This is a genomic window from Deltaproteobacteria bacterium (genome assembly GCA_016874775.1).
Taxonomy (GTDB): Bacteria; Desulfobacterota; Binatia; order Bin18; family Bin18; genus VGTJ01.
Genome location: VGTJ01000002.1, coordinates 1 through 14214 on the forward strand (window position 1 = coordinate 1; position 14214 = coordinate 14214).

The 14214-nt window shown below is 51.9% G+C and carries 12 protein-coding genes, 1 tRNA gene and 2 pseudogenes; 5 read left to right on the forward strand and 10 right to left on the reverse strand.

What is annotated here, in order from left to right:
* Window positions 1–99: 99 nt before the first annotated feature.
* Window positions 100–252 (forward strand): annotated as a pseudogene (locus tag FJ147_00475) (integrase).
* A gap of 130 nt (window positions 253–382) precedes the next feature.
* Here the strand turns inward: FJ147_00475 and FJ147_00480 are convergent.
* The 4 genes from FJ147_00480 to thiS all read right to left on the reverse strand — a co-directional run bounded on the left by FJ147_00480 (window position 383) and on the right by thiS (window position 2209).
* Window positions 383–455 (reverse strand) — tRNA-Thr (locus FJ147_00480).
* A gap of 36 nt (window positions 456–491) precedes the next feature.
* On the reverse strand, window positions 492–1121 hold the full coding sequence (gene thiE / locus FJ147_00485) for a thiamine phosphate synthase (protein ID MBM4254354.1): 630 nt from the start codon (window positions 1119–1121) through the stop codon (window positions 492–494).
* Window positions 1122–1217: 96 nt separating this feature from the next.
* Window positions 1218–1991, reverse strand: a complete 774-nt coding sequence (locus FJ147_00490) for a thiazole synthase (GenBank protein ID MBM4254355.1) — start codon at window positions 1989–1991, stop codon at window positions 1218–1220.
* A gap of 17 nt (window positions 1992–2008) precedes the next feature.
* Window positions 2009–2209, reverse strand: a complete 201-nt coding sequence (thiS, locus tag FJ147_00495) for a sulfur carrier protein ThiS (GenBank protein ID MBM4254356.1) — start codon at window positions 2207–2209, stop codon at window positions 2009–2011.
* A gap of 119 nt (window positions 2210–2328) precedes the next feature.
* On the opposite strand from thiS, the gene purH reads away from it, so the two are divergent.
* The 3 genes from purH (at window position 2329) to FJ147_00510 (ending at window position 6583) form a co-directional block, all read left to right on the forward strand.
* Window positions 2329–3918, forward strand: coding sequence for a bifunctional phosphoribosylaminoimidazolecarboxamide formyltransferase/IMP cyclohydrolase (gene purH / locus FJ147_00500; GenBank protein MBM4254357.1), 1590 nt, complete (start codon window positions 2329–2331; stop codon window positions 3916–3918).
* Window positions 3919–3980: 62 nt separating this feature from the next.
* Entirely contained in the window at window positions 3981–5273 is a 1293-nt protein-coding gene (gene purD / locus FJ147_00505; protein MBM4254358.1) for a phosphoribosylamine--glycine ligase, read from the forward strand.
* A 41-nt stretch (window positions 5274–5314) separates the two neighbouring features.
* Window positions 5315–6583, forward strand: coding sequence for a DUF1015 domain-containing protein (locus FJ147_00510; protein ID MBM4254359.1), 1269 nt, complete (start codon window positions 5315–5317; stop codon window positions 6581–6583).
* 21 nt (window positions 6584–6604) lie between these two features.
* Here FJ147_00510 and FJ147_00515 read toward each other — a convergent pair whose 3' ends face one another.
* From FJ147_00515 to FJ147_00530, 4 genes and pseudogenes are all read right to left on the reverse strand, one after another.
* Entirely contained in the window at window positions 6605–6988 is a 384-nt protein-coding gene (locus tag FJ147_00515; GenBank protein MBM4254360.1) for an RNA-binding protein, read from the reverse strand.
* 9 nt (window positions 6989–6997) lie between these two features.
* Window positions 6998–7240 (reverse strand): annotated as a pseudogene (locus tag FJ147_00520) (RNA-binding protein).
* Between the two features lie 141 nt (window positions 7241–7381).
* A complete protein-coding gene (locus FJ147_00525) occupies window positions 7382–7771 on the reverse strand; it encodes an RNA-binding protein (protein MBM4254361.1) in 390 nt (129 codons plus the stop codon).
* 440 nt (window positions 7772–8211) lie between these two features.
* Window positions 8212–9264 (reverse strand): GTP-binding protein, encoded by a 1053-nt coding sequence (locus tag FJ147_00530; GenBank protein ID MBM4254362.1) that lies wholly within the window; start codon window positions 9262–9264, stop codon window positions 8212–8214.
* A gap of 72 nt (window positions 9265–9336) precedes the next feature.
* On the opposite strand from FJ147_00530, the gene FJ147_00535 reads away from it, so the two are divergent.
* A complete protein-coding gene (locus FJ147_00535; GenBank protein MBM4254363.1) occupies window positions 9337–11493 on the forward strand; it encodes an ATP-dependent helicase in 2157 nt (718 codons plus the stop codon).
* 57 nt (window positions 11494–11550) lie between these two features.
* Here FJ147_00535 and FJ147_00540 read toward each other — a convergent pair whose 3' ends face one another.
* Both FJ147_00540 and argS read right to left on the reverse strand, forming a co-directional pair.
* Window positions 11551–12375 (reverse strand): alpha/beta fold hydrolase, encoded by an 825-nt coding sequence (locus tag FJ147_00540; protein ID MBM4254364.1) that lies wholly within the window; start codon window positions 12373–12375, stop codon window positions 11551–11553.
* Window positions 12376–12472: 97 nt separating this feature from the next.
* Window positions 12473–14191, reverse strand: a complete 1719-nt coding sequence (argS, locus tag FJ147_00545; protein ID MBM4254365.1) for an arginine--tRNA ligase — start codon at window positions 14189–14191, stop codon at window positions 12473–12475.
* Window positions 14192–14214 lie beyond the last annotated feature (23 nt).

Genomic DNA, 14214 nt, shown 5'->3' on the forward strand with positions numbered 1-14214 from the left:
CTGAACTTACAATCATGGGCATGTGCGGTTGCGCGAAATCCTTCCCCGGAATCGCGCGAGGGTCTCAAGGCTTCCGACCGGGGCTGAAAGACTGCTGATATGTGGGTTTGGTTTTCTGTTAAACTCCACCAGCAAGGCGAATCGTTAGTCTACGTTAAGGAGCAGATGGGGCATCATTCCATACAAGTGACCGTAGATATCTACGGACATCTTGTTCCAGGGGGAAACAGAGAAGCGGTAGACAAGTTAGATCAGACAACTTCTACGAACATTGTTTCGACCGACCCCGGACGGACCCTATACGGACCCGCAGTATCTCTGGCTCAGGCGGCAGGGCAGGCTGAACATGAAAAAGCCCTTGATTGCTCAAGGGCTTAGTGGAAGCCACCCATCGGATTCGAACCGACGACCTGCTGATTACGAATCAGCTGCTCTACCGACTGAGCTAGGATGGCAAATGGTTGTGAGGAAGGGATAAACGAGTGTGTTGTTTATGTCAATCGGACGGACAGCGCAGTTAGCAGGTCTCGCGTGGCTTGAGCTGGATCGGTCGCAGCACTGATCGCGGTAATTACGCCAATACCGTGCGCACCGGTGACAATAACGTCTGGTATCTGCTCTTTCTTGATTCCACCAATAGCGATCACTGGTACCGGGGTCTGGTTTACGGCTTGTCGTAGTCGCTCAAGTCCTTGCGGATCGCCGTAGGCGGCTTTGGATGGGGTGAAGTACACTGGTCCGAAAACTATGAAGTCTGCGCCTCGCGCTGCTTCGATCTCTTCAGGTGAATGAGTGGAAACTCCAATCAGTTTTTCTGAGCCGAGCAATGTACGAGCAGTAGCAACAGGGAAGGAGCTCTGCCCAAGTTGAACGCCATCAGCAGCTACAGCTATCGCAACATCGATGCGGTCATTGATTAACAATCGTGCAGAGTAACGGATAGTGAGTGCACGCAACGCAGAGGCAAGACGATACAGTTCTCCGCCTTCTACGTCCTTCTCGCGGAGTTGTACGGCGCGCACCCCTCCATCAAGCGCTGCGTGGACGACATCAACAAGTGGTCGTCCAGCGGTCTGTTTGCGGTCGGTGACAAAGTAGAGCTGAAAATCAATCAAGGGGATTCTGAGGATAGTGCTTTTCTCCTCGTTCGCCCTTCGACCTCCCCTTCGACAAGCTCAGGGTACGCTCAGGACGAACGGAGGTGCACTTCATTAGTCTTATTCAATCCGCCCATCCATTGGGCTCGACGCTGACGCATACAGCTTCTTCGGCATGCGTCCGGCCAGATAGGCTTTGCGACCCGCTTCAACACCAAGCCGCATCGCTTCTGCCATCAAGATTGGATCTTTAGCCTCGGCAATGGCGGTGTTCATTAGCACGGCATCACAGCCCATTTCTAATGCAACAGCTGCATCAGATGCTGTTCCGACTCCAGCATCGACAATCACCGGTATCTTACTATGTTCGAGGATGATACGTAGATTATATGGATTGCGAATGCCCAGACCCGAACCAATCGGCGCTGCCAACGGCATTACTGCGGCACACCCAATATCCTCCAGTTTCTTGCAAGAGATCGGATCATCCAGCACGTAGGGAAGCACGATGAAGCCCTCTTTGATGAGAACCTTGGCGGCTTCGAGCGTTCCTGGAATGTCAGGGAACAAGGTGCGTTGGTCACCGATCACTTCGAGTTTGACCATGTTGCCAACGCCGGCCTCACGTGCCAGGCGACAAGTGCGCACTGCGTCCTCGGCGGTGTAGCAGCCTGCAGTGTTGGGCAAGATAGTGTACTTCTTTGGATCAATGTAATCGAGCAGATTTTCTTTATTCGGGTCGGTGATGTTCACGCGCCGCACGGCGACAGTGACAATCTCAGCGCCAGACGCTTCGACTGCACGTTTGTTTTCGGCGAAATCTTTGTACTTCCCGGTACCAACAATGAGCCGCGAGTGATATTCTTTGCCAGCGAGGACAAACGGATCTTTCATAGTTCTGCCCTTTGCACTTATCCCCCACCAACAAAGTGCACGATTTCGATGTGATCTCCAGGCTGAATTCGATACGTCACATACTCGTCGCGGGGGAGAATGTCACGGTTGACTTCAACGGCAATGCGTTTCTTTCCTAACCCAAGTTCGTCGACCAAGTCTGCAATTGTGCTGCCTTCACGGCAGGTTCGCTCTTCACCGTTGAGTGTTACCGTCATGGCGTTTCACCATAATCTGTTCAATTTCTCTTTACAACCCTAGAGCCTTTTGTTATGTCGCCTTCTCTATCATTTCTTCATGATGCATATTCCCCTTCAACTTTTGCAAGGAGTTCAGCATGGCTACAGTTCGTCGTGCACTTATTAGTGTGAGCGACAAGCGTGGAGTTGTCGAGTTCGCCAAAGGCTTGGCTGCACTTGGTATCGAGATTCTTTCTACAGGTGGAACAGCAAAGTCTCTCGGCGATGCTGGGGTGCCAGTCGTTCCAGTCGAGAACTTCACTGGCTTTCCAGAGATGCTTGATGGCCGTGTCAAAACCCTACACCCAAAGATTCATGCTGGCATTCTGCATCGACGCGAAGACCCAGCCCATGTGCAGACGATGCAAACGCACGGCTTGAAAGCGATCGACTTAGTTGTCGTTAACCTCTATCCCTTTGAACAGACCGTTGCTCGACCAGACTGCTCTTTTGCTGATGCGATTGAGAACATCGACATCGGCGGCCCGTCGTTGTTACGCGCTGCAGCAAAAAACCACGCTGACGTTGGCATCATCACCGATCCAGAGGATTACCCGAGCATCTTACAAACGTTGCAAACACAAGGGGGATTATCTGCAGAACAGAAACTGGTATTAGCCAAAAAGGCGTTTCGCATGACTGCTCGTTACGATGGTGCGATTGCAGATTATCTCGGTAGTCTTGATGCTGAAGGTAAACGCGTGCCCTTTGGTGAAACTCTGCATCTGCAATATGCCAAGGTGCAAGACCTTCGCTACGGTGAGAACCCGCATCAGTCCGCAGCTTTCTACCGTCGACGTGAGATCAACGAGTCCTGCATCGCCAACGCGCGGCAACTGCAAGGCAAAGAACTCTCGTTTAACAACATCGTCGATGCCAATGCTGCCTTCGAGTTGCTCAAAGAATTCGATGAGATTGCCGCCGTTGCAATTAAGCATACCAACCCCTGTGGTGTCGCAACCTCGACCACTTCTCTCGCTGATGCGTTTCGTAAAGCGCGTGCGTGCGATCCGGTGTCGATCTTCGGTGGTATTGTTGGTCTGAATCGCGAGGTTGATGAAGAAACCGCGCAGGAAGTTCTTAACCTCTACAAAGAAGGCTTCATCGAGATTTTGCTGGCACCGCAGTATTCCCCACAAGCGCTTGAACTCCTTGCCTCCTCGAAACGATTACTCAACATTCGCCTGATGGAAATTCCCACTATCACCAATCCGCAACCGGAACGGTTTGAAGTGAAGTCAGTGGTCGGTAGCATGTTACTACAGGATCGCGATTTTGGTCGCGTGCGGGTCGAAGACTGTCAAGTTGTCACCAAAAGAAAGCCGACCGCGGAGGAATATCGCGCGTTGCACTTTGCTTGGCGGGTAACCAAACATGTGAAATCAAATGCCATCGTTCTCGCGCGGGATGGCCAAGTCATCGGCGTCGGCGCTGGACAAATGAGTCGAGTGGACTCTGCCAAAATTGCTGTCTCGCGTGCGCGTGACCTTGGACTCGATCCCAAGGGAACAGTCATTGGCTCTGATGCCTTCTTCCCCTTTCCGGATGGACTTGAAGTCTGCGCACGCGCAGGTGCAACTGCAGCAATTCAGCCCGGTGGCAGTTTACGAGACAAAGAAGTAATCGCTGCTGCAGATGATAATGGCATGGCAATGATTGTTACTGGGATGAGGCATTTCAGACATTAAAACGTAACCACCCACCCCTTCCCTTTACGTTTTACGCTTTACGTTTTACGAATGAGTTCATTATGAAAGTCCTCGTTATCGGCAGCGGCGGTCGTGAACACGCACTGGTGTGGAAACTCCGGCAGAGTCCGCGCGTCAGCAAAATTTACTGTGCACCGGGTAACGCTGGCATCAGTGAGCTAGCGGAACTCGTTCCTCTGCAACCAGAGGATATTCACGGACTGCGTCGCTTCGCCGCACAAGAGTACATTGGCCTGACTGTTGTTGGACCAGAAGTACCATTGAGCTTAGGCTTGGTCGACGAATTCGAAGCGCACGGCTTGCGTGCATTTGGCCCAAATAAACAAGCAGCTCAACTCGAAGTGAGTAAAGCGTTTGCTAAAGATCTGATGCGACGTGAACACGTGCCCACCGCATACTTTGGCAGCTTTACTGATCCAGACGAAGCCCTACGTTATGTTGATGAGGTCGGTGCCCCTATTGTTGTCAAAGCCGATGGTCTCGCGGCAGGGAAAGGCGTCATCATCTGCGCGACTACTCGTGAAGCGCACGAAGCAATCAACGAGATTATGTGCGGTCGGATCTTTGGTAACGCGGGGGACCGTGTGGTCGTGGAAGAATTTCTCGAAGGAGAAGAAGCCTCATTTTTGGCCTTTACGGACGGGCAGACAGTGCTGCCTTTATCATCAGCGCAAGATCACAAGCGCGTGTTTGATGACGACCAAGGGCCGAATACTGGTGGCATGGGTGCCTATTCGCCAGCACCGATTGTTACCCCAGCAGTCACTGAACGGGTTATGCAGGAAGTGATGTATCCCATCGTCACAGGTTTACAACGCCGTGGGATTACCTACAAAGGGATTTTGTACGCCGGGCTCATGATCAATAAAGACACACTGAAAGTATTGGAGTTTAACGTTCGTTTCGGTGACCCCGAGTGCCAGCCACTGATGCTCCGCCTCAAGAGTGACCTCGTAGACGTCATGGACGCAGTCATTGAGCAACGCTTGGCGGATATTTCACTGCTCTGGGACGAGCGCCCGGCAGTGTGTGTTGTTCTTGCCTCTGGGGGATATCCGGGAAAGTATGAAACCGGGCAAATCATTTCTGGGCTTGAGTCATTGCACCACTGGAACGATGGAGTTGTGTTTCATGCGGGCACTGCCTTTTCTAATCATCAGTATGTCACCAAGGGCGGCAGAGTCCTGGGCGTAACTGCCACTGGCCACGATATTCGTAATGCAATCTCAACCGCCTATGCAGGGGTACAAAAAATAACCTGGCTCAACATGCATTATCGCCGAGACATTGGCCAACGCGCCGTGCAGCATCTCACTGACAAACCCCTTTCCTAGTTTTCCTTGCTCAATTCTTTCTGGTTTCGTACAGTACACCTATGGCACTTATTCGTCCGTTTCGCGGGATACGGTATAATCCCGCCATTACTGGAGATCTCAGCCAACTTGCCTCTCCCCCCTATGATGTGATTTCTCGTGAGCAACAAACTGAGCTGCATCTGCGCAGCCCGTATAATGCGATTCACGTCGATTTGAGTCAGGACCCGGATCGGTACGGATCAGCCGCCCAGCGGTTTCGCGAGTGGCAACAACAGCACGTGCTCGTACCAGACACAGAACCGTCACTCTACTTCTATGCGCAAGAATTTACACTCAAAGATGGGGTGAAACGTCGACGACTCGGTGTATTCGCTGCGCTAAAACTTGAAGAGTTTTCTTCTGGTGTTGTACGACCGCATGAACGGACCTTTGAGGGTGCGAAGAAAGATCGGCTCGCGCTCCTTACCGCCTGCCAGGCTCACCTCAGTTCAGTCTTCTGTGTGTACGGCAAGCGCGACTGGTCGTTAGCGCAGGTTGCAGGCCATGCACTTTCAGCCCCTCCGCTTGCATCATTTACCGATGAGCATGACGTGACTCATACGCTATGGCGAACTTCAAACCCTGCACTGATCGCTGCAGTTGCAGAAGGCATCGCTCCAGAGTCATTGATTATTGCCGACGGGCATCATCGTTACGAAACCGCGCTACGCTATCGTCAAGAACGCGCAGCTCAGGGCCGAGCGAGTGACAATGAACCGTATGATTACGTGTTGGCTTTTTTGACCAATGCCTATGATGAAGGGCTGGTGATTCTTCCAACCCATCGACTGTTAAAAAACACCACGATCCCAAGCCCGCAGAATCTCCAGGCAGTCCTGAAGCGAGACTTTCGTATTGCCCGGTATGCGCTCGATAAGGCCGGGGATTTCCTTGCTGCCCTTCGTGCACCAGGGCCAGAGCGGCGGATTGGCTGCGTAGTCGCCGGGGCAAGTCACTATTGGTTATTGTCGTTTGACGATCGCGTTACCGCCGGGATGCCGTTGTCGATTCCCCTGCGTGCACTTGATGTCACCGTCTTGCACGAAGTGATCCTGACACGATTTTTTGGCCTGCCTGCAGAACTGCAAAAACAAGCCCTTTCGTACACCATCGATGAAGAAGAGGCCCTACGTGGAGTTGCTGAACGTCGAACCCAAGCGGCGTTTCTCCTCAATCCCACACCGTTTGAGCAGGTTGTCGCGGTGTGTGAGCAAGGGGAGACGATGTCGCAAAAATCGACCTACTTCTACCCCAAGCTACTCACCGGGCTGGTGTTCTATCAGTTATAAGCGAGACGGCTACGAAGCAGACTAGCGTCGCCCGCCACCAGAAAAACCACCGGGGCGACGCTCTGGTGGTCGCGCTTCGTTCACTTTCAAGATTCGTCCCAGTGCCTCACGCCCATCAAAGCGTTTAATCGCAGCGGAGGCCTCGTCTTTCGATCCCATGTCAACGAAGGCAAACCCTTTTGACTGACCAGTTGCCCGATCCATCATGATGCTCACAGAAGTCACTTTTCCGGATTCAGAGAAAAGTTTTTCGAGTTCTGCATTCGTTGCCGTGTAGGGCAAATTGCCGACGAAGAGTCGTACACCTGACGTACGAACTGCCGAAGACGCAGGACGGTCACTTCCACCACCGGAAGAAGAACTCGGTGAGAAGGGACGGCGGGTATCTTCCCGAGGAGCCCCCATTCCTCGCACGGGATTGGCTTCGTTCACAGTGAGCGTTTGTCCATCAAGAGAAGACCCATGCAGTGCAGAAATCGCTGCACGGGCCGCATCGCCGGACTCCATTTCGACAAACCCAAACCCACGTGAACGCCCAGTGGTCGGATCAGTCATGAGATCAGCGGAAACAATTGTACCAAAAGGAGTGAACAAATCTTCAAGCTCTGGGAAACAAAGCTGGGGGGGAAGATTACCGACAAAAAGTCTAACGCCCAATGCAACCTCCAAATGCGGAATATAAAAGCAAAACCCCCCACCACAACATATGCAGTGAGGGGTTCTTTGTTCAGTTCTCAGTTCTTTTTATCGTCTGCCATACTATCGGCCGTTATGTATGCTGGCTTGTTGGGGAATCATTTACCAACGACGCTCACGATCGCCGCGGTCACCACCACGGCCACCGCCGCCACCAAAGCCACCACGACCACCACGACCACCGCCACCACCGCCACCACCGCCGCCACCAAAACCACCACGGCCACCACCACCGGAGCGGGGCTCTTGAGGTTTCGCCTCATTCACCGTTAACGGACGGCCCTGCATTTCGTGCCCATTAAAGCGTTCGATCGCGTTCTGTGCCTCGTCATTATTGGTCATTTCAACAAAACCAAAACCCCGAGAGCGGCCAGTAAACTTATCTGTGATAATGTTCACGGACGAAACCGCACCGACCTGACCGAAAAGCGACTCGAGCTCTGCGGGGGTCGTACTAAAGGGCAAATTTCCCACGAACAACTTCATTGCCATGACTCACCTCCATCGGTGCAAAAAAAAGGCCCCCTCAACCCATGAGCGGGTTCAGGGGGCCTAAACTCTCGAACCGACTCACTCCAAACGAACGGCACGAACCGAACAACGCGCACACACGACTGCCTATTACTCCAGCGACCTTAGCAAATTCTTCTTTCCAAAACAATAAAGAGAAATAAGAAAAGTGCCACGAGAAAACCGTGAGAGGTGGACAGGAAATACCTGGGGATATTTTTGACCTGTGGGTACTTGCTGTTCTATGGACACTGAGCTTTCAGCACTCAGCTTTCAGCGGTCAGCCAGACCCTACTCACGCCAATCGACAAGCATTTAGCAATCAGGTCTCCGTGAGTAGCATCCAATAACCAGCACGCAGTTTCTTTAAGGCCTTTTTGTTCTCGATCTTTTGGCTGATTGCTGCAAGCTAAGTGCCCAATTTACGTACATGCCAGTAGCGCATGACGCAGCGCATCACGGTCAAACCCCTTGCCAATGACCACCAGGTGTTCTGGAGGCTCAGGGAGAAGATCAATCCATTCAATATCAAAGTCCCCGTTCACGAATTGGAACATCCACTGTTCCGGTGAATCAGTAAAACGGACAAATCCCTTAGCACGCCACACTGTCGCCGGGAATGAACGTACGCATTTCTCGAACTGTGCTCGCACAAAAGGCTGCGCACAGAGAACCGTCATAGTATGAAAATGATCATGCACGGCAACTAAAGGAGTTCGCTCACTCGGACGAGGAATTTCCCCAGCATGACTTAACAATTGCTCGTACGCGATGCGCCCGCGTTCCGTGTAGAAGAGCACTGCTCGCGGATTGATGGCTCGTACTTGCGCCGCAATATCATCCAACATCGACGGTGAGGCGAGATCGCATTTGTTTACCACCACGAAATCGGCAAGTTCCGTTTGCTGGCGAATACCGGAATGGACGACTTCAGCAAAATGGGCGAAATTCACCGGATCTAAAACCGCAACCAGTGAAGCAACACGCACAAGCGGGAGGACCTCTTCTTTCGTCGCTTGATCAATAAGCTCAATGGGGTCGGCCAGCCCGGTCGCTTCGATGAAAATCACATCAGGTTTGTACGCAACAACATCGACTAAGGCGAGTCCTAGCGTTCCTCCGATCGTGCAACAGATACAACCATTGGTCATCTCACGGACTGTGTATCCCTGCCCACGCAAGAGTTCTCCATCGATGTTCACTTCGCCATATTCGTTCATCATGATGGCAGGCTTACGCCCATGCGCCAGGCAATAGTCAAGCAGATTTTGCAGGAGAGTGGTTTTCCCACTGCCAAGAAATCCCGAGATCAGATGGACCGGAATGCGACCACCTTCCGAAAAGACAATACGCTCTTTCACCTCGTCCATAGCCTTATGTTGTACTGCATGAAAAGATGCAAAGAAAAGTGGGGCAACAGTTCTTGTTTTTCTGCTTTGTCTTTTTTCCCTACAGCATGAAGCTTGTAGCCTCATGCCTCTCTTTCCCCTTTTACCATTTTCCCTTTTCCGTTATTGTTCCTCCATCCTGTTTCCAGGAGTGGTGTGGTGAACGAAGATACGCGTCCGCAAAAGTATGTGCTAGAGTCCGAAACTGAATTAACCCAACCTCGACGGTTTCTCATTGACTACCAGGCAGAACTGAATCCCTCACAATACGAAGCGGCAATTACCCATAAAGGTCCGATGCTCGTGCTCGCTGGCGCGGGGAGTGGGAAAACTCGCACTCTTGTCTTTCGTGTTGCCCGCATGGTTGAGGAAGGAATTGATCCCTCATCAATCCTGCTGATGACGTTTACTCGTCGTGCAGCCGAGGAAATGTTGGAACGCGCGGGAGCGTTACTGGGTGCGCAGTGTGATCGTGTTACTGGTGGCACCTTTCATTCGTTTGCTAATACCGTCTTGCGTCGTTACGCGCAGCTGCTCGGGTTCGCCAATTCTTTTACCATTTTAGATCGTGGCGATTCCGAGGATGTCATTAATCTCATCCGTTCTCGTCTTGGCCTAGAGAAAAAAGAGCGCCGCTTTCCCAAAAAGCAAACGATTATGGAAATTGTCAGCCTCTCGGCCAACAAGATGTGTAGTGTGGCCGAGACCCTGGATGATCAATATCCCCACTTATTCTCTGAACTCGAAGAGTTGCAGCAAATTGACCGGATGTATCGTCAGTATAAACACGAGCGTAGCTTGCTGGATTATGATGACCTGCTGACGAAGTTAAATGATTTGCTGCACAGTCACACCGAAGTCGCCGATCGCTTGTCGCACAGTTTTCGGTACATCATGGTCGACGAATATCAGGACACTAATCGCCTGCAGGCGGATATTATTCGTGCCCTTGCCCACGCTCATGACAATGTCATGGCCGTTGGTGACGATGCGCAGTCGATTTACAGCTTTCGTGGTGCGACGGTGCGCAACATTCTCGAATTTCCCAAGCTCTTCCCTGGAGCCAAGATCGTTAAACTCGAAGAGAATTATCGCAGCACCCAGCCGATTCTTGATCTCTCCAATCAAATTATTGTTGGCGCGAAAGATCAATACACCAAGAATCTCTTCACTAAACGGGATAAAGGAGTGAAGCCGGTTCTGGTTGAAGCTGAGAGCGAGCGCTATCAGTCGCGCTTTATCGCGCAGAAAATTTTGGAATTGCGAGAACAAGGCGTACCGCTGACAGAAATGGCCGTGCTCTTTCGCTCGAGTTTTCATTCGTTCGATCTCGAATTAGAGTTAGCGAAACGTAATCTGCCATTCATCAAACGTGGTGGGTTCAAGTTTATTGAAACGACGCACGTAAAAGACGTGCTCGCCCATCTACGTATTATTGCCAATCCACAAGATGCAGTATCGTGGAACCGCGTGATTCTCTTACTTGAAGGGATTGGGCCGAAAGGCGCAGAGAAAATCTTAGCACACGTAACCGCCGGGGAGAGCCCTGCCCAACAGTTGGTGACCTATCCTGGTAAAGGAGTGATTGGCGACGAGTTGCGGAGGCTGTCGGATCTTCTTATGGAAGTGAACGCGCCAGAGTCGAAACCAGCCGAACAAATGGAAGCGGTAGTGCGATACTACCAGCCGATTCTCAAACGCAATCATCGCGATGATGCCCCCAAGCGACAGAAAGACCTTGAGCATTTTATCGCCATCACTGAACGGTATACGAGTTTGGAGAAATTACTGGCTGACATGGCGTTGGAACCACCCAACAATAGCGTGGGAGATGTGCTCGCCACCGAACGTGAAGAAGAAGGGTTGCTCACGCTTTCCACTATCCACTCGGCAAAAGGTTTGGAGTGGCACTCAGTGTTTGTTATCTGGGCGACCGAAGGACGCTTTCCGTCGTTGTACAACAAAAACGATGATGAAATCGAAGAAGAGAGGCGTCTCATGTATGTAGCCGTGACGCGCGCGAAAGAGAAGCTGTTTATTTCCTATCCCATCAATGTCTTCGACAAAGCAACTGGCATGGTGTTGAGTAAACCGTCACGTTTTCTCGACGGTCTGTCGCGCAAAATCATCGAGCCGGTCTTCTTAATGGAAGACGATGACAGTCGCGACAACGCCTGGCGCTCCAATCGTTATGAAAACGGTGGAGGTGCAAACAGCCACTTTGGCAGCGGGAATCGTTTCGGCAACAATAACCGGGTTGGTTCAAGCCGACCAAGCGGCGGCAGTTGGCAACCGCCGCGCAAACGGACGTGGTAATACAACTTTAGAGTACAACCATTCGCCGATTCTCGATCCCGTTGCACTCCATCGAGGCTATATTGTCACAACCGATGCTCGCTGGGCATGCTGTTCCAGGAACGGACGTAGCGCAGATTTGAACGCTTCGGGTTTTTCGATGTTGGTGAGATGTCCGGCTTGCGGGATTGTGACTAACTCTGCGCCACGAATATTGGCAACCAGAAAATCTGACGCTGGTGGTGGCGTGACGACATCTTCATCGCCGACAATAACCAAGGTCGGCACGGTGATCTTGGGCAACACCGAGCGGAAGTCGGTGGTAACAATCGCATGTAGCGCTTGTTTGTACGGACCGGCTCGTAACGCAGAAAGTGAGGCGATAAGCTTCGCTCTTGCAGCTTCAGAGGCGCTTTTCCCCGCCAAGACTTGTACGACACCAGGAGCGATATCTGCGGGAGTCATGCCCTTTTCTAGTGGATCGAGTCGACGAGCAAGGAAGTCGCGTTTGGCTTCTTCTGAGGCAACACCAAAGCCCGCAGAGGTATCAACTAGTGATAACGTCGCGACCCGTTGTGAATAGCGATCATAGAAATCTTGGATAATCATCCCGCCCATCGACAAGCCAACCAGATGAGCGCGTTCAGCTTTGAAGTGATCCAGTAGACGATTGAGATCATCGGCATAATCGCTGAATTTCAAGGTTTGCGGAGGATCATCACTCGCGCCATAGCCACGTGCATCCCACGTCACTGCACAAAAGCGATCACCAAATTGATCAAGCTGTTCATACCAATTGGTACGATTCCCACCGATGCCGTGCAGAAACACAACTAGCGGGCCGTTGCCGTGCTTTTCATAGGCTATCGATACAGGACCAGCGGTACGTTGTACTTGGCGCATAGGGCCTCCTTTTTTCGTGGTGCGTCACGTATGTTGCGTATTGCGTGTTACGTGGACGATAAGACGCAACACGAATCACGCAACACGTTTCACGTTTTTACATCGTTTCCACCGTCTCAATCCCCAACAACTCTAGTCCTTTCTTAATGTAACGTGCCGTGAGATCGCAGAGGAGCAGCCGGGTAGGACGGACATCATCTGGAGCTTTGAGCACTGGGTGGGCTTGGTAGAACAAGTTGAACTTCGTCGCCAAGTCGAACAGGAAACCAGCGAGCATATTGGGCTTATAGGTACGCTCGACTTCCAGGAGTGTATCGCCAAAGCGGATCATCTGTTTGGCGAGGTCGAGTTCTTCTGGTGCGGTCAGTCGGACTTCCGTGTTCGGTTCTGGTTGCCATTGTTCAAGCTCGCCTCTGCGGAAGATCGAGCGAATACGTGCGTAGACGTATTGCAGATACGGTGCGGTATTGCCTTCCAAGGCAAGCATCTTATCCCAACTAAAGCGATAATCAGCCGTGCGGTTCTGCATGAGGTCGGCGTACTTCACTGCACCGATACCAACCACACGGGCGATATGCGCTTGCTCTTCTTCCGACAGGCTGGGGTTTTTGTCGCGCACGACGGCCCGAGCACGCTCCTCTGCTTCATCAAGTAAGGCTTCGAGTTTGATTGGTTCACCTTCACGGGTTTTGATTGGCCTTCCGTCTTCACCCAAAATCGTCCCGAAGCCGACGTGTTCTAAGGTCATCGAGTAGCCCCAGCGTTTGGCGGCAGCAAAGAGCTGGCGGAAATGGAGTTGCTGGCGGCTATCGACAACATAGATAATGCGATCAGGGTGAAAATTGTCCGCGCGGTATTTGATGGTCGCTAGATCGGTAGTGGCATAGAGAAAGGCCCCGTCTTGTTTCTGGATGAGAAAAGGCGTGCCGCTCAGTTCCGGGTCATCCGCATAGAAAATGCACATCGCGCCCTCACTGGGCTGGGCTAAGCCTTTGGCTTGTAAGTCTTGCACCACTTCTGGCAAAAGTGGATTGTAAAAGCTCTCCCCTAGCCAGTGATCAAATCGAATATGTAACCGTCCATAGACTCGCTCGAACACGGTACGCGAGACGGTAGAGAACTCTTTCCACAACGCCAGGTTGTCGGAATCGCCTTTTTGCAACTTTGCCAATTCTTCACGTGCTTGCTGAGCAACGGCTGGGTCAGCCTTGGCTTTCGCCTGAATAGTTTTGTACACCCGTTCGAGTTCGGCGATCGGATCGCGTTCATAGGCCGCACGATCAAGCACGGTGCGATAACCAACGATCAACATGCCAAACTGAGTTCCCCAATCGCCCACATGATTATCAGTTACTACCCGATGACCAAGAAACGCAAACGTTTTTGCCAGTGCATCACCAATGATGGTCGAGCGAATATGACCAACATGCATCGGCTTGGCAGTGTTCGGAGCACTGAAGTCAACGACAATCGTTTCTGAGTGAGCTGCTCGTTCGATCCCAAGGCGTTCATCTAAAGCTGTGGCGAACACCGTACGCTCAAGCCAGTGCGGATCAAGACGAAAGTTGATGAACCCAGGGCCAGCAATTTCGCAGGTGGCTGGTAATTCAGTCGGATGAAATGCAGCAATGACTTTCTGGGCCAATTCGCGCGGATTGACCTTGCGCGCTTTAGCAACGGCCATCACTCCGTTGGCTTGGTAGTCGCCAAACTGGGCATTGGCTGTGGGTTGAACTAAGGCTGGAGCGGACATGCCACTGGCAACTGCCAGTGCCGCCGAGGTTTTCTCCTCTAATAACTGGGTAATGGTTGGCATTATACAAACTCTCAATCGTTTTA

What these genes read in the sequence shown, in the direction of transcription:
- FJ147_00490 (MBM4254355.1), bottom strand. Translation starts at nt 1,991, where the DNA reads ATGAAAGATCCGTTTGTCCTCGCTGGCAAAGAATATCACTCGCGGCTC.
- thiS (MBM4254356.1), bottom strand. Translation starts at nt 2,209, where the DNA reads ATGACGGTAACACTCAACGGTGAAGAGCGAACCTGCCGTGAAGGCAGC.
- purH (MBM4254357.1), top strand. Translation starts at nt 2,329, where the DNA reads ATGGCTACAGTTCGTCGTGCACTTATTAGTGTGAGCGACAAGCGTGGA.
- purD (MBM4254358.1), top strand. Translation starts at nt 3,981, where the DNA reads ATGAAAGTCCTCGTTATCGGCAGCGGCGGTCGTGAACACGCACTGGTG.
- FJ147_00510 (MBM4254359.1), top strand. Translation starts at nt 5,315, where the DNA reads ATGGCACTTATTCGTCCGTTTCGCGGGATACGGTATAATCCCGCCATT.
- FJ147_00515 (MBM4254360.1), bottom strand. Translation starts at nt 6,988, where the DNA reads ATGGGGGCTCCTCGGGAAGATACCCGCCGTCCCTTCTCACCGAGTTCT.
- FJ147_00525 (MBM4254361.1), bottom strand. Translation starts at nt 7,771, where the DNA reads ATGGCAATGAAGTTGTTCGTGGGAAATTTGCCCTTTAGTACGACCCCC.
- FJ147_00530 (MBM4254362.1), bottom strand. Translation starts at nt 9,264, where the DNA reads ATGAGGCTACAAGCTTCATGCTGTAGGGAAAAAAGACAAAGCAGAAAA.
- FJ147_00540 (MBM4254364.1), bottom strand. Translation starts at nt 12,375, where the DNA reads ATGCGCCAAGTACAACGTACCGCTGGTCCTGTATCGATAGCCTATGAA.
- argS (MBM4254365.1), bottom strand. Translation starts at nt 14,191, where the DNA reads ATGCCAACCATTACCCAGTTATTAGAGGAGAAAACCTCGGCGGCACTG.